Annotated in this window: 15 protein-coding genes, 1 rRNA gene and 1 other annotated feature; all 16 genes read right to left on the bottom strand. The window is 43.2% G+C overall.

Annotated features, from left to right (window positions below; genetic code table 11):
• Positions 1-2 precede the first annotated feature (2 nt).
• Positions 3-512, bottom strand: a complete 510-nt coding sequence (locus AC3AQ9_RS19140; RefSeq protein ID WP_488309089.1) for an NYN domain-containing protein — start codon at positions 510-512, stop codon at positions 3-5.
• A gap of 4 nt (positions 513-516) precedes the next feature.
• A complete protein-coding gene (gene rlmB / locus AC3AQ9_RS19135) occupies positions 517-1,269 on the bottom strand; it encodes a 23S rRNA (guanosine(2251)-2'-O)-methyltransferase RlmB (RefSeq protein ID WP_488309088.1) in 753 nt (250 codons plus the stop codon).
• Positions 1,266-1,685 (bottom strand): Mini-ribonuclease 3, encoded by a 420-nt coding sequence (locus AC3AQ9_RS19130; RefSeq protein ID WP_488309087.1) that lies wholly within the window; start codon positions 1,683-1,685, stop codon positions 1,266-1,268. Before AC3AQ9_RS19130 ends, rlmB begins: the two co-directional genes overlap by 4 nt.
• Before the next feature lie 4 nt (positions 1,686-1,689).
• Positions 1,690-3,090: a cysteine--tRNA ligase gene (cysS, locus tag AC3AQ9_RS19125; protein WP_488309086.1), complete on the bottom strand. Its 1,401-nt coding sequence runs from the start codon at positions 3,088-3,090 to the stop codon at positions 1,690-1,692.
• Positions 3,087-3,749: a serine O-acetyltransferase gene (cysE, locus tag AC3AQ9_RS19120; RefSeq protein WP_488309085.1), complete on the bottom strand. Its 663-nt coding sequence runs from the start codon at positions 3,747-3,749 to the stop codon at positions 3,087-3,089. Before cysE ends, cysS begins: the two co-directional genes overlap by 4 nt.
• A 52-nt stretch (positions 3,750-3,801) precedes the next feature.
• Positions 3,802-4,020 (bottom strand) — a binding site (T-box leader).
• 74 nt (positions 4,021-4,094) lie between these two features.
• Complete coding sequence (gltX, locus tag AC3AQ9_RS19115; RefSeq protein ID WP_488309084.1) at positions 4,095-5,558, bottom strand: glutamate--tRNA ligase; 1,464 nt, start codon at positions 5,556-5,558, stop codon at positions 4,095-4,097.
• 40 nt (positions 5,559-5,598) lie between these two features.
• On the bottom strand, positions 5,599-6,099 hold the full coding sequence (ispF, locus tag AC3AQ9_RS19110) for a 2-C-methyl-D-erythritol 2,4-cyclodiphosphate synthase (protein ID WP_488309083.1): 501 nt from the start codon (positions 6,097-6,099) through the stop codon (positions 5,599-5,601).
• Positions 6,096-6,791: a 2-C-methyl-D-erythritol 4-phosphate cytidylyltransferase gene (ispD, locus tag AC3AQ9_RS19105; RefSeq protein WP_488309082.1), complete on the bottom strand. Its 696-nt coding sequence runs from the start codon at positions 6,789-6,791 to the stop codon at positions 6,096-6,098. Before ispD ends, ispF begins: the two co-directional genes overlap by 4 nt.
• A 13-nt stretch (positions 6,792-6,804) precedes the next feature.
• Positions 6,805-7,905 carry a PIN/TRAM domain-containing protein gene (locus tag AC3AQ9_RS19100; RefSeq protein ID WP_488309081.1) on the bottom strand — a complete coding sequence of 367 codons (1,101 nt, stop codon included), beginning with the start codon at positions 7,903-7,905 and terminating at the stop codon, positions 6,805-6,807.
• Positions 7,906-8,008: 103 nt separating this feature from the next.
• Complete coding sequence (gene radA, locus AC3AQ9_RS19095) at positions 8,009-9,385, bottom strand: DNA repair protein RadA (RefSeq protein ID WP_488309080.1); 1,377 nt, start codon at positions 9,383-9,385, stop codon at positions 8,009-8,011.
• A 62-nt stretch (positions 9,386-9,447) separates the two neighbouring features.
• Positions 9,448-11,895 (bottom strand): ATP-dependent Clp protease ATP-binding subunit, encoded by a 2,448-nt coding sequence (locus AC3AQ9_RS19090; RefSeq protein ID WP_488309079.1) that lies wholly within the window; start codon positions 11,893-11,895, stop codon positions 9,448-9,450.
• Complete coding sequence (gene mcsB, locus AC3AQ9_RS19085) at positions 11,892-12,983, bottom strand: protein-arginine kinase McsB (RefSeq protein WP_488309078.1); 1,092 nt, start codon at positions 12,981-12,983, stop codon at positions 11,892-11,894. The genes AC3AQ9_RS19090 and mcsB overlap by 4 nt, the downstream gene beginning before the upstream one ends.
• Positions 12,973-13,506: a UvrB/UvrC motif-containing protein gene (locus AC3AQ9_RS19080; RefSeq protein WP_488309077.1), complete on the bottom strand. Its 534-nt coding sequence runs from the start codon at positions 13,504-13,506 to the stop codon at positions 12,973-12,975. Before AC3AQ9_RS19080 ends, mcsB begins: the two co-directional genes overlap by 11 nt.
• 11 nt (positions 13,507-13,517) lie before the next feature.
• The gene (locus AC3AQ9_RS19075) at positions 13,518-13,988 is read right to left on the bottom strand and encodes a CtsR family transcriptional regulator (protein WP_488309076.1); all 471 of its coding nucleotides are present in this window, start codon (positions 13,986-13,988) and stop codon (positions 13,518-13,520) included.
• A gap of 159 nt (positions 13,989-14,147) precedes the next feature.
• A complete protein-coding gene (locus AC3AQ9_RS19070) occupies positions 14,148-14,393 on the bottom strand; it encodes a hypothetical protein (protein ID WP_488309075.1) in 246 nt (81 codons plus the stop codon).
• Positions 14,394-14,567: 174 nt separating this feature from the next.
• Positions 14,568-14,640, bottom strand: a 5S ribosomal RNA gene (rrf, locus tag AC3AQ9_RS19065); the annotation flags it as partial.

Genomic DNA, 14,640 nt, shown 5'->3' with positions numbered 1-14,640 from the left:
TATCATTTCTGCCCGCGGCGCCATTTTTCGAAAATTTCGGCTACTTCGTCTGAAAGTGAAATCTTGGAAAATGCACGCTGCTCCTGGATTTCTTTCACTTTTTTTGAAATATTCTGTTGAATTTCTTCCATTTCAATTTTTAATTCTCTGGCAGAAATTCTGAGGGCTCCTTTGCCGAAAATCACTCTTTGTTCCGTCATATCGGATGTAGCTACATGAATCTGATCCCGGCGGTTACTCAGGCTCGTTGCCAGTTTTTCAATCCGTTCGTCTGCCGTTTCGCTTTCCTTGGTATAAATCACTTCAATGTCATGGCGTAAATTTTTCGCTTCAATTCCAGGAACCAGATGGGCGTCAAATACAATAATGACACGCCATCCCTTATAACTTTGGTATTCTGCCATTTGCTCGATCAGCCGGTCCCTGGCATCTGCGAGCTTTTCTTTTTTCAATTCTTTTAGTTCCGACCAGTCTCCAATGATGTTATATCCATCAACCAGTAGAATGTCCATGGCATCAACCGAGTGGATTACGCTTCCGGTAGACTTCATACATCAAAAGACTAGCCGCAACAGACGCATTCAATGACGTGACATGACCAACCATTGGCAACTGATAAAGAAAATCGCATTTGTCGCGCAAAATCCGGCTCATGCCTTTCCCTTCACTTCCAATAATGATAGCGAGCGGCAAGCTGGCATCCATATTGCGGTAATCTGTTGATTCCTTAGCATCTGTTCCAGCAATCCACACACCGCGTTTTTTCAACTCATCAACAGTTTGCGACAAGTTATTAACTCGAACTACTGGTACATGCTCGATTGCTCCGGTTGAAGACTTCGCCACAACCGCTGTAAGGCCAACTGCACGCCTTCTTGGAATAATCAACCCGTGGGCTCCGATGGCATCTGCTGTTCTCATAATGGAGCCCAGATTATGGGGATCTTCCAGTTCATCCAATATTAAAAAGAACGGATCTTCCGAACGCGCTGCTGCTGCGTTAAACAAATCATCCAGTTCTGCATAATTGTAAGCTGCTACCGCGGCTGCAATGCCCTGATGATTTGAATCCGTCAAACCGTCGATTTTCTTCTTCGGCACAAACTGAACCAAAACTCCTTTTTCTTTTGCCAACTGCAATAATTCTGTGATTCCTTTTTTCTGGACACCTTCAGCTACCCAGATTTTATTGACATCCCGGTCGGCGCGCAATGCTTCCAGGACAGGGTTTTTGCCGCCGATAATTTCCGGTGTTAAATCCTCGCTCATTTGATCGCTCCTCTCAGCTCTTCTACAATATTAATGGCATAAGTAATAATTTCATCCACCCGCTCCTGCTGCTCTTTCAAATACAGCCAGCCAAGAACCGCTTCAAATGCGGTACTGAAATTATAAGTCTGAACATCGGTGTTTTTTGGAACCGATCCCGACTTCGCGTTACGGCCTCTTCTCATGACAGCCAGTTCCGCTTCAGTCAAAAATTCCTCTTCAGTCAACCGCTTCAGTACCATCGCCTGCGCTTTGGCGGAAACGAATGTCGTCGACTGGCGATGAAGAATATTCGGTTTAACGCGGCCTGAGCGCAGGAGATGCTCACGCACAGCCTGCTCATAAACCGCATCACCCATATATGCGAGGGCCAACGCGTTCAATTGATCAACGTCGCTGTTTCGTAAAACGTTCACGCTGTTACCCCCTTTTCCAACGCGTGCCTTGCGCTGTATCTTCTAAGATAATGTTTTTTTCTTTAAATAAGTCGCGGATTTCATCCGCTCTTGCGAAATCACGGTTCTTGCGTGCTTCAATCCGTTCGGCCAGCAGCGCTTCCACTTCTGCATCCAGCAATTCCTCTTCCTGCTTGAACGGCAAACCTAATACACCAGCCAGTTCATCGAACATCGAAATGAATGCTTCCAGCACTTCCGTTGCTGTCTGCTTTTCCAGTAAATACGTATTAGACAATCGCGACAAATCAAATACCTTAGAAATGCCGGCTGCTGTATTAAAATCATCATCCATCGTTTCAATAAAAGCTTCTTTGATGCCGTTGATTTTTGACAGCCAGATATCCGAATGATCTCCCATATCGGCAGACGTTTCAAGACGATGCTTTAAATTTGCATAAGCTGTGCGCAACCGTTCAAGACCCGCAATTGCGTCTTCCACTAAGCTTTGGGAGTAGTTGATCGGGTGGCGGTAATGCACTGACAGCATAAACATGCGAAGAACTTGCGGATCCAGCTCTTTCAGTATGTCATTGACCAACACGAAGTTATTCAACGACTTGGACATTTTCTCATTATCAATATTAATATAGCCGTTATGCATCCAGTAGCGGGCAAACGTCTTTCCAGTCAGCGCTTCAGATTGGGCAATTTCATTTTCATGATGCGGGAATGTTAAATCTTGTCCGCCTGCATGGATGTCAATCGTATCGCCCAAATGCTCCCGTGCCATGACAGAACATTCAATATGCCAGCCCGGACGACCCGCTCCCCATGGACTTTCCCATGAAATCTCACCTGGTTTTGCTGATTTCCACAAAGCGAAATCCAGTGCATCTTCTTTCTTATCGCCGGTTTCAATACGCGCACCAACTTTTAGTTCATCAACTGATTGATGCGACAATTTTCCATAACCTTCGAATTTACGGGTCCGATAATAGATATCCCCTTGCGATTCATAAGCATATCCTTTTTCAACCAGCACTTCGATAAACTCGATAATCTGCGGTATGTGATCCATAACGCGCGGATGCACATCCGCTTCTGCGCAGCCAAGCGCTTTCGTATCTTCAAAATAGGCTTTGATAAAACGTTCGGCAATTTGTGGAACTTCTTCGCCCAGTTCATTTGCCGCACGGATCAATTTGTCATCCACATCCGTGAAATTCGAAACATAAGTCACATCATATCCGCGGTACATCAAATAGCGGCGAACCGTATCGTAAACGATTACCGGCCGCGCATTGCCGATATGGATATAGTTATAGACCGTAGGCCCACATACATACATTTTTACTTTTCCCTCTTCTAACGGGATAAACTCCTCTTTTTGACGCGTTAACGAATTAAAAACTTGAATCGTCATTTCGGGCATCCTTCTTTCTTCTGAGCATTTTTCAATTGTTCAATTTCCCGCTGCAATGCAGCAATTTTCAATTCCATCGACTCGCATTTGTCCATAACCGGGTCCGGCATATTCTGATGATTTAAATCAGGCTTCACTTTAATCCCGTCCTGAATGACCACTTTCCCTGGAACACCAACGACCGTTGCGTTTGCCGGCACATTTTTCAATACCACTGAACCGGCTCCCACTTTCGAATTGGCTCCAATAACGATTGATCCAAGAACTTTCGCTCCCGTTGCCACCAGTACATTATCTTCCAAAGTCGGATGGCGCTTCCCGCGCTCTTTACCTGTTCCACCAAGTGTTACTCCTTGATAAAGTGTTACGTTGTCACCGATGATACACGTCTCGCCAATGACAACCCCCATGCCGTGATCAATAAAGAAACGGCGGCCAATGACAGCGCCTGGATGAATTTCAATCCCGGTGAAAAAGCGGCTAATTTGCGAAATGACCCGGGCAATAAAGAATAATTTCTTCTTGAAAAAGAAATGTGCCAGCCGATGAGCCCAAATGGCATGCAGGCCAGAATACGTTAAAATAACTTCCAAATAGCTCCGTGCCGCAGGATCTTGTTCGAAGATGACGTCAACATCATCTTTTAATAATTTCCACACAATTTCCGTCTCCTTTCTTGGACAAAATAAAAAGCGCCCCTGTCAATTTAATGACAGAGACGCATCGTTGCGCGGTTCCACTCTGATTAGAAAGGCACAAAAACCTTTCTCTCTTGAACACCTTTAACGCAGGTAATACGTCTGGTCTACTTGATTCGACTCAGCACTCGGAGAGGCATTTCGATGCAGCAGCGGCCCGGATCACTTTCAGCCGGTGATGACCCTCTCTTTAGAGCTTGCTGCATGTACTTCTTCTCGTCAACGATTTCCTAATAGTAAGTCCATTTTACACTTTTGGACTGATAAGTCAATTTTATCTCACTTTACTCTGCAAGAAGGCTCGGCTTATGCTTTCACGAATTGAGAAACACGGGCAATCGTTTTTTCTTTACCCAGCAAAGCGATCGAATCCGGCAATTCAGGACCGTGTGTCTGACCGGTCGTTACAACGCGGATCGGCATGAACAAATTCTTCCCTTTATGTCCTGTTGCTTTTTGTACCGCTTTGATAGCTGCTTTGATTTCTGCCGGCTCAAAAGCTTCCAGTGCTTCAAGCTGCTCTTTGAATGAAGCCATCACTTCCGGTACCTGCTCTCCAGCAAGCACTTCTTTTTCCGCTTCGCCATAAGACAGTTCATCGGTGAAGAATAAATCAGACAGTTCCACAATTTCAGCACCAAAGCTCATTTGGTCGTGGTATAACGCAATCAGTTTTTCTGCCCAAACGGATTGTTCTTCTGTTAAGGTTTCAGGCACTTTGCCTGCTTTTTGCAGATGAGGCAGTGATAATTTCACTACTTCTTCAAGCGGCAATTGCTTGATGTATTGGTTATTCATCCACATTAATTTCTGCTTATCAAACATTGATGGCGATTTTGACAGACGGTTCACGTCAAAAATACGAATCAGCTCTTCTTTTGAGAAAATTTCTTCCTCGCCTTCTGGAGACCATCCCAAGAGTGCAAAGAAATTAAACAAAGCTTCTGGAATATACCCAAGGTCCTTGTATTGAGAGATGAACTGCAAAATTGATTCATCGCGTTTTGACAGTTTCTTGCGCTCTTCATTAATGATCAACGTCATGTGGCCAAAAGTAGGATAATCCCAACCGAAAGCATCAAACACCATCAATTGTTTCGGAGTATTCGATAAGTGCTCCTCGCCCCGGAAAACATGGGAAATCTTCATCAAATGGTCATCCACTACAACCGCAAAGTTATACGTCGGAATGCCGTTTGTTTTAACCAACACCCAGTCGCCGACATCTTTTGATTCGAATGAAACCGTGCCGCGTACCAGATCTTCAAACTCATACGTTACGTCAGTCGGCACTTTCATGCGAAGCGTATGAGGCAAACCAGCCGCTTCTTTTTCCGCAACTTCTTCAGCCGTCAGATTGCGGCAAGTACCAGCGTATTGCGGCGCTGCAATACCCGCCGCTTTTTGTTCTTCACGTTCTGCTTCCAGTTTTTCCGGTGTACAGAAACATTTGTAAGCCGTTCCGTTTTCAAGCATTTCCTGGGCATAGCCTTTATAAAGATCCAAACGTTCCATTTGGCGATAAGGGCCATACTCTCCGCCGATATCTACGGATTCATCATAATCGATGCCCAGCCATTTTAGATTGTCCAGCTGTGACAACTCACCTGCTTCGATGTTCCGTGCAATGTCGGTATCCTCGATGCGAACGATGAATTTGCCGTTATGATGGCGGGCAAACAAATAATTGAAAAGCGCTGTGCGGGCGCCACCGATATGTAAATGGCCAGTTGGGCTAGGTGCATAACGTACTCGTACTTCTTGTGTCATCTTTTTTCCTCCTAAGTGAATAACAGTATCTCTTATTCTATCACTCTGGTACATCCAGCGAAAGCGGGCGTTGCACCAATAAAATCACAGCAAGCGCTGCGACTCCTTCTTCGCGTCCGATAAACCCAAGGTGTTCAGATGTCGTTGCTTTAACATTGACTTGGGAAACATCAGCTTCTAATAATTTGGCAATCGACTCACGCATTTCTTCAATATAAGGAGCCAGTTTCGGTTTTTGGGCAATCACTGTGCAATCCACATTGCCCAATTCATAGCCTTGTTCCTTTACGTATTGCCAAATATGCGTCAACAATTTTTTCGAATCCGCATCTTTAAACTCAGGATCGGTATCCGGGAAATGTTTGCCGATATCGCCACCACAAATCGCTCCTAATGCAGCATCCGTAATCGTGTGAAGCAAGACATCCGCATCCGAATGACCAAGCAATCCCCGGTCATGGGGAATTTCAATGCCCCCTAAAATGAAAGGTCTTCCTTCCGCTAATTGATGTACATCGTACCCCTGTCCAATTCTCATCATCTCTGCCCCTCCTGTATCTGGCTTTCCAAAATGGCTTTGCCATAAATCAAATCTTCCGGTGTTGTCATCTTCACATTTTCATAAGTGCTTTCTACAATTTGTACAGGATGACCCAAACGTTCTACGAGCATAGCTTCATCCGTTCCAAGGAAATCATCTTCAACTGCCGATTTCGCAGCTTTTAAAATTAAATTATAGTCAAACGCTTGTGGAGTTTGAACCATCCACAATTGGTTGCGGTCCACGGTTTCGGTAATAATTCCATTTGTCGCTTTTTTGATTGTGTCTTTTACCGGTACTGCGGCAATTGCTGCCCCGCATGTTTTTGCGGTTTCAACTAATCGTGTAATAACATCGCGTGAAATGAACGGCCGAGCCGCGTCATGCACCAGCACAACGCCACAAGGCGGAATCGCTTCAAGACAAGCTCTTACACTGTCCTGTCGCTCCATTCCGCCATCTGCGTAACCATGAACTTTAGTAATGCCGTATTTAGTGACATAATGATCGATGATCGAACGTTCCTCTTCTTTTACCGCAAGCCAAATAGCTTCACACTGTGGATCTTGCTGAAACACTTCCAAAGTATAAAGAAAAATTGGCTTGTCAAAAAGCTCAAGCAATAATTTGTTTTTATTTGCTTTCATCCGTTTCCCGCTGCCTGCAGCAGGCAAGACGACTGTATATTTCATATTGTTACATCCTTTATCCATTCATTGAGGCTTGACGGCCTTCTCGAGGCTTGGCAAAAATCATCCGTCCGGCAGAAGTTTGCAGTACGCTCGTTACTGTAACATCAATTGCCTGTCCAATAAAGCCTTTGCCATCTTCGATAACAATCATTGTACCATCATCTAAATACGCAACGCCTTGATTTTGTTCTTTACCATCTTTGATAACGACAACATGCATATCTTCACCAGGAATAACCACCGGTTTTACTGCATTTGCTAGATCATTAATGTTCAAAACAGGAACATTATGCAATTCACAGACTTTATTTAAGTTAAAATCATTGGTCACCACTTGGCCACCCATTTTCTTAGCGGCACGCATCAATTTTAAATCTACTTCATTGACTTCATCAAAATTTTCTTCCGTAATCATAATAGCACCTTCACGCTCACTTTGGAGACGTTTTAAGATATCCAGGCCTCGCCGGCCGCGCGTCCGCTTTAATGTATCAGAGGAATCAGCAATATGCTGCAATTCCGACAGAACAAATTGCGGCACTACAAATGTACCTTCCATGAATCCGGTAGCGGAAATATCCGCAATCCGGCCATCGATAATGACACTTGTATCCAGTAATTTATACGATGCTTTTTCAACTGGCACTTCAATCTCCGGCTTCTTATTAGAAACAGCCAGTCTTTGGGGAATAAGCATAGAGATAATTTCTTCCCGCTTTTGGAAACCTACGGCAAAACCTAAATAACCAAGCACCACCGACAGAATAATAGGCGCAGCTGTAGCGACAATCGGAATTTCAATGGTATTTAATGCAAACCCAATAAGGAACGCTACCACCAGTCCAATAATCAGCCCGATCGTACCGAACAGCAAATCCGGTGTCGGGGCATGGAGCAGCTTTTCCTCCATCCATTTCATAAATTTAACTATTAAATCAGCAAATATTAAAGACAATAAAAAGAAAATAATTGCGCCGATAAGAGCTGATACGATTGCATTATTGACCCATGGGCTGTCGAAAATAGGGATAAGTTCAAATACGTAAGGTAAAAATATGATTCCAACTGCAGCACCAATCAGTAAAAATAAAATCTGGATAATTTTCTTTAACATAAACTCCACCTCCTTCTTTATAATTATACACATTTTGCATTAGAAACGCTTTTATGACCCCTGTTATAATTAGGAAAACAAAAAGGAAGCACCAAGTGCCTCCTCATTGTGGAAAAATTTCTTTTAATGCATCATTTACACTTTCGACACCTATTACCCGAATTCCTTCCGGATAATCCCAGCCGCCTAGATTGGAAGCCGGTACAATTGCGCGTTTAAATCCTAGCTTTGCCGCTTCCTGGACACGCTGCTCAATTCTTGATACCCGGCGCACTTCACCGGTCAGCCCTACTTCGCCGATGATGCAATCATAGACATTCGGTGCCTTATCCCGGTAACTTGAAACAATGCTTGCGAGCACCGCCAAATCGATTGCCGGTTCATCAAGCTTCACGCCACCGGCCACTTTAATATAGGCATCTTGAGCCTGCAGCAGCATGCCTACTCGCTTCTCCAGTACCGCCATCAACAACGACACGCGGTTTTGGTCGATTCCCGTCGCCATCCGTTTTGGGTAGTTAAAGCTCGAAGGGGTGACGAGGGCTTGAATTTCAACCAAAATCGGCCGTGTCCCTTCCATAGAAGCCACTACCGTCGATCCGGCTGCTCCGCTCGAACGTTCCTGCAAAAACAATTCAGATGGGTTCAGCACTTCCTTCAATCCACCTTGCAGCATTTCAAAAATAGCAATTTCATTGGTTGAACCAAAGCGGTTTTTGACACTCCGCAAAATGCGGTAGGTATGGTGACGTTCCCCTTCAAAATACAGCACCGTATCTACCATATGCTCCAGAATACGCGGCCCTGCAATTTGCCCTTCTTTGGTCACGTGCCCTACTAAGAAGATGGCGATATTCTTCGTTTTCGCAATGCGCATCAACTCCGCTGTGCTTTCCCGGACTTGTGTTACACTTCCTGGAGCTGAAGTCACTTCTGGATGGTGGACTGTTTGAATAGAATCCACAATAACAAAATCAGGTGCAACATCTTCAATCGTATGGTGAATCAATTCCAGATTGGTCTCTGCGTAGATGAATAATTCTGAAGAAGAAGCATTTAAGCGCTCTGCCCGCAATTTGGTTTGGCGAATAGACTCTTCCCCTGAAATATACAATACGCGGCTGCCACTATTGGCCAGCATTGCGGACACTTGAAGCAGCAATGTAGATTTCCCGATTCCCGGGTCTCCACCGATCAAAACCAGAGAACCTGGTACAATACCGCCACCCAATACCCGGTTCAACTCGCCCATTTCTGTCTCTACGCGTGGCTCTTCCTGTGTTTTAATGGAATTAATCGGCGTCGCTTTTTGGGAAACAGTAGCGGAATGCTGAAATGCACCGCGTGTCCCTTTAGGAGCTGCCACTTCCACTTCTTCCACCATCTGATTCCATTCGCCGCATCCTGGGCATTTCCCCATCCATTTTGCTGATTCATAACCGCACGACTGACAAATAAACTTCGTCTTTTTCTTAGCCATGGGGGACCTCCTTTATCAAATAAAAACGCCCGCCGGAGTCCGGCGAGCGGATTTTCATATAATTATTTTACTTCGGTGGTAATTGGTTCATTTGTACGGATGACAAATTCGTCATCTTCTACATCAAAAATAATCCGTTGGCCGGCAATTGCTGTGCCTTTTAATAGTTCCTCAGATAAACGGTCTTCCACATGTTTTTGAAGAGAACGGCGAAGTGGACGTGCTCCGTATTCCGGATCATACCCTTCTTTCGCTACTTTTTCAAGCGCAGCCTCTGTCAATTCCAACTCGATATTTTGCTCTTTCAAGCGATCTGTCAATTGTTTTGACATCAAGTTGACGATCTCTCTTAAGTTTTCTCTTTCGAGTGAATGGAATACAATCATGTCATCAATACGGTTTAAGAACTCAGGGCGGAAGGCTTTCTTCAACTCAGCCAACATTTTGCTCTTCATGTCTTTATAGTCTGTCTTCGCGTCATCTAAATTGAAACCAACATATTTGTTGTATTTCAGCTCTTCTGCACCAACGTTTGAAGTCATGATGATGACCGTATTGCGGAAATCGACTCTGCGTCCTTTGGAATCTGTCAACCGGCCGTCTTCAAGCACTTGTAAAAGAATGTTAAAGACATCCGGATGCGCTTTTTCAATTTCATCAAGGAGTACAACAGAGTAAGGCTTTCTGCGGACTTTTTCAGTCAATTGGCCGCCTTCTTCATAACCTACATAACCTGGAGGTGAACCTACAAGGCGTGAAGTCGAATGTCTTTCCATATACTCTGACATATCAATGCGGATCATTGCATCTTCATCACCGAACATAGATTCAGCAAGCGCGCGAGCAAGTTCTGTTTTACCGACACCAGTTGGCCCAAGGAAGATAAATGAACCAATCGGACGTTTTGGATCTTTCAATCCGGCACGTGCACGGCGAATCGCTTTTGAAATCGATGTGACCGCTTCTTCTTGGCCAATTACACGGTTATGAAGAATTTCTTCCAAGTTCAACAGTTTTTCAGACTCAGTTTGCGCCAGTTTAGAAACTGGAATTCCAGTCCACATAGACACAACTTTCGCAATGTCTTCAACAGTTACTTCGGATTCTTCTTTGCCTTGTTTTTCTTTCCATTCTTTTTTCGTTTTATCTAATTGATCTTTTAATTTTTGTTCTGCATCACGTAAAGCAGCCGCTTTTTCAAACTCTTGGCTTTGCACCGCTTCATTTTTCTCGGAGCGGGCTGCTTCTAATCTTGTTTCAAGCTCTTTCAAATCTGGTGGAGTCGTATATGAACGAAGTCTGACTTTTGAACCTGCCTCATCGATCAAGTCAATCGCTTTGTCCGGCAAGAATCGGTCAGAAATATAACGATCTGACATTTTCGCTGCCGCTTCAATCGCTTCATCTGTAATTTTTACCCGGTGATGTGCCTCGTAACGATCGCGCAGCCCTCTGATAATAAGGATTGTTTCATCAACAGATGGTTCGTCTACTTGAATTGGTTGGAAACGGCGTTCAAGTGCAGCGTCTTTTTCAATATATTTGCGGTACTCATCTAAAGTTGTAGCACCGATACATTGCAGTTCACCACGTGAAAGAGAAGGTTTTAAAATATTTGAAGCGTCAATTGCCCCTTCTGCTCCACCTGCTCCGATTAACGTATGAAGTTCATCGATAAAGAGAATAACATTACCGGCTTGGCGAATTTCATCCATTACTTTTTTCAAACGGTCTTCAAACTCACCACGGTATTTAGTGCCTGCTACAACAGTACCCATATCCAGCACCATAACGCGTTTGTCACGCAATGTTTCTGGCACTTCATTGTTGACAATTTGCTGTGCCAAGCCTTCAGCGATAGCTGTTTTACCAACTCCTGGCTCCCCAATCAAAACAGGGTTATTCTTCGTCCGGCGGCTTAATACTTCAATAACGCGAGTAATTTCCTGGCTTCTTCCGATAACCGGATCCAAGCTGCCTTCGCGCGCTACTTGAGTTAAGTCACGGGCTAAACCATCAAGTGTTGGTGTATTTGCAGAAGCGTTCGGGCTGCTTCCAGTAGAAGCTTGCTCATTGCTGCCTAACAGCTGCAATACTTGCTGGCGTGCTTTGTTCAGGCTCACTCCTGCATTCCCTAAGACACGGGCTGCTACGCCTTCACCTTCACGAATTAACGCAAGTAGTAAATGTTCTGTTCCAATATAGGAATGCCCCAATTTACGGGACTCATCAACAGATAATTCAATAACTTTTTTCGCTCTTGGCGTATAGTGAACGATTGGACCGACATCTTTTTCACCGACTCCAACAAGTTCTTTAACGCCTTCTTCGATTAATTGAGTATTAACTTCGATAGCTTCTAAAGCTTTTGCAGCAATTCCGCCACCTTCACGAATCAAACCAAGCAAAATATGTTCTGTTCCTATTGATTCATGTTTCATACGAATAGCCTCTTCTTGAGCTAATTGAAGCACTTTTTGTGCGCGTTGTGTAAATCGATTAAACATCATGCGAATTCCTCTCCTTCATTAGTTACATTTTCTTTATTCAGACGCTCACGGAATAATTTCGCGCGGGCAAAATCGCGTTCTTTCGGCTGCAGCGGTTTTCCAGCATATTGCTGAAGAAAGGCTGGCTGCATAAAAATCATTAATTCATTCAGAATCGACATATCCATATCTTCGATCATTTTCAAATCAATACCTAATCGAACATCCGATAAACAAGTTGCCGCTTCTTCTGTTGTTAATAATCGAGAGTGAGTCAGCGTACCAAGAGAACGGTAGATACGGTCCTCTAAAGCGATAGAAGAATTATTTAAAATCGCTTCTCTTGCCAGACGTTCTTGTTGAATGATCTGTTCCGTCATGTTCTGTAAATCTTGTAAAATATCATATTCTGACTTTCCTAGAGTCATTTGGTTAGAAATTTGATACACATTGCCAAGTGCTTCACTGCCTTCTCCGTAAATACCTCTTACAACCATTCCTAAACGTGAAATCGCTGGAATAATACGAGCAATTTGATGTGACATCGTAAGTGCTGGCAAATGAAGCATGACGGATGCCCTCATACCCGTTCCTGTGTTAGTCGGGCAGCTAGTTAAATAACCAAATTTTTCATGAAAAGCATATGAAAGATTTTTTTCGAGCAATGAATCTAGTTGGTTAGCTACTTGGTAAGCTTCTTGCAAATGAAAACCCGACTGCAGGCTCTGTATTCGCAAATGGTCTTCTTCATTGACCATGACACTGAGTTCTTCATTTTCTGATAACAATACTGAACCCGAATGAGTGCCTTTCGCTAAGTAAGGACTAATTAAATGCTTCTCCACTAATACTTCTCTTTGCAACTTAGGGGTTTCCTGTATATTAATATGTGTGAACGAATGATTCAACTCATGGCCCTTATCGAGCAATACAGAAGAAACCTCTTTGTCTACTTTGAGTGCTTCATCTTCCGAAAACGAATACGGAAATTGAAAATCACTCAAATTGCGAGCAAGCCGGATACGCGTACTCATAGCAATATCGACATTTTCGCCATCATTCGCCATCCAACTGCTGGCTCTAGGTTGAAGAAAACGCTCAATTGCCACCAGAAGCACCTCCTTCAAGCTGTAGATTTAATTCTTTTATTTCATCTCGAAATTTTGCAGCTTCTTCAAAATTCTCATTCTCTATAGAAACTTGCATTTGTTTACGTAGTTCTTCTATTTCTTTTCTTATTTTTAAAGTGCTTCCGTAAGATACAGGTATTTTTCCTGCATGTTCGAAATTCCCATTATGCAGTCTCTTAAAAATATTTTCTAACTGGGAGTCAAAAGCGTTATAGCAAGTGGCACATCCGAATTTACCTAACTCCAAAAACTTTGTGAATGTAAATCCGCAAGAAGGGCAAACGGCCACTTCTTTTTTCACTGGACTCATTGATGTTTGTTGCTTAGGGAACCAATTTGATAACAATTGATGAATGGCTAAAGGATCTTGCTCGAAAACGAAATTCAAATTGTGGTTTTCAGCGGCACAGACGTGACATAAATGACGTTCCGTCATTTGCCCTTGCACTTTTTGTTTTACTATTACTGATGCAGGACGTTCTCCGCATTGATCGCAAATCATTTTATCACCCCTTATGTGTTCGACTGATACTTTAAAGTAAAGAGCATAGCAATAAGAATTCTTGCTCTTACTTCATCGCGTACCGGTAGCGGCAAAAGTAAAGTTGAGCGGTCAATTGCGCTAAAAATTAACTTTGCTTCTCGTTTAGAAATGATTTCATCATCTAAGAGCCGAAAAATAATGTCCTCAGCCATACTTTGAGTAGCACCATTTTCTAAACGACTAATTATTTCTGCAATCACATCTGACTTTTTATGAAGCCTAATACGCTTGATGCGAATATAGCCGCCCCCACCTCTTTTACTTTCTACCAAATAGCCGCGGTCTACAGTAAACCTGGTGTTAATCACATAATTTATTTGAGAAGGCACACATTGAAATTTTTCTGCCACTTCGTTTCGTTTTATTTCAATATGGTCTCTCTCGCTTAATTCGATAACCTCTTTTAAATAACCTTCAATCACATCTGAAATATTCCGCATCGCCTTCACCTCTTCGATACATAATACGTCAAAAGCTGACTTTGACTATATTTGACTTAATTATACACTATGCATTTTGAGGATATCAAATAGTACGATTTGAAGAAGGCGGTCTATAGAAAAAGCCTCGAGAAAAAGATCCCGAGACATTCATACATACTACTCTTGTTCCATTATTCTTTTTAGAAAGTCTTTTGTATGGCTCGAGATTGATTTAGTTTCCTCTTCCCGGTACTTGGTTATCCATTTTGTTCCTTCACGCCACACTTCTACAACATCACCTTCAGCGACGTCATGCGTAAAATCTGATACCGGAAAAGTGTACTGGTCATGATCTTCATTAATTGGTGTTAATAAAGCAGTCCTTTTATCTATGGTTTCTACTTTATATAATCCGGGTTTCATATTCATCACCTCTTTATAGCTTTTCCCTTAAACAAGAAAATTCAATCCTTCAAAAATTTTTTATTGAAAATGATTATTTATGCTTATATTTACTTGTTATCTTTACTATACTTATTTCTTGAAAACGCAAAAAAAGCCGTTGCCGGATATACCGGCAACGGCTTTTTTTTAATGGCCCAGCGACGTCCTACTCTCACAGGGGGAGACCCCCAACTACCATCGGCGCAAAAGAGCTTAACTGCCGTGT

This window comes from Planococcus sp. VCh962, from assembly GCF_057748275.1.
Note: the sequence above shows the minus strand (reverse complement) of the source record. Positions and strands in the feature narration are given on the sequence as shown.

Excerpts from the sequence above, each read along its gene's own strand:
- AC3AQ9_RS19140 (WP_488309089.1), bottom strand. The coding sequence starts at position 512 with ATGGACATTCTACTGGTTGATGGATATAACATCATTGGAGACTGGTCG.
- rlmB (WP_488309088.1), bottom strand. The coding sequence starts at position 1,269 with ATGAGCGAGGATTTAACACCGGAAATTATCGGCGGCAAAAACCCTGTC.
- cysS (WP_488309086.1), bottom strand. The coding sequence starts at position 3,090 with ATGACGATTCAAGTTTTTAATTCGTTAACGCGTCAAAAAGAGGAGTTT.
- gltX (WP_488309084.1), bottom strand. The coding sequence starts at position 5,558 with ATGACACAAGAAGTACGAGTACGTTATGCACCTAGCCCAACTGGCCAT.
- ispF (WP_488309083.1), bottom strand. The coding sequence starts at position 6,099 with ATGATGAGAATTGGACAGGGGTACGATGTACATCAATTAGCGGAAGGA.
- ispD (WP_488309082.1), bottom strand. The coding sequence starts at position 6,791 with ATGAAATATACAGTCGTCTTGCCTGCTGCAGGCAGCGGGAAACGGATG.
- AC3AQ9_RS19100 (WP_488309081.1), bottom strand. The coding sequence starts at position 7,905 with ATGTTAAAGAAAATTATCCAGATTTTATTTTTACTGATTGGTGCTGCA.
- radA (WP_488309080.1), bottom strand. The coding sequence starts at position 9,385 with ATGGCTAAGAAAAAGACGAAGTTTATTTGTCAGTCGTGCGGTTATGAA.
- AC3AQ9_RS19090 (WP_488309079.1), bottom strand. The coding sequence starts at position 11,895 with ATGATGTTTAATCGATTTACACAACGCGCACAAAAAGTGCTTCAATTA.
- AC3AQ9_RS19080 (WP_488309077.1), bottom strand. The coding sequence starts at position 13,506 with ATGATTTGCGATCAATGCGGAGAACGTCCTGCATCAGTAATAGTAAAA.
- AC3AQ9_RS19075 (WP_488309076.1), bottom strand. The coding sequence starts at position 13,988 with ATGCGGAATATTTCAGATGTGATTGAAGGTTATTTAAAAGAGGTTATC.
- AC3AQ9_RS19070 (WP_488309075.1), bottom strand. The coding sequence starts at position 14,393 with ATGAAACCCGGATTATATAAAGTAGAAACCATAGATAAAAGGACTGCT.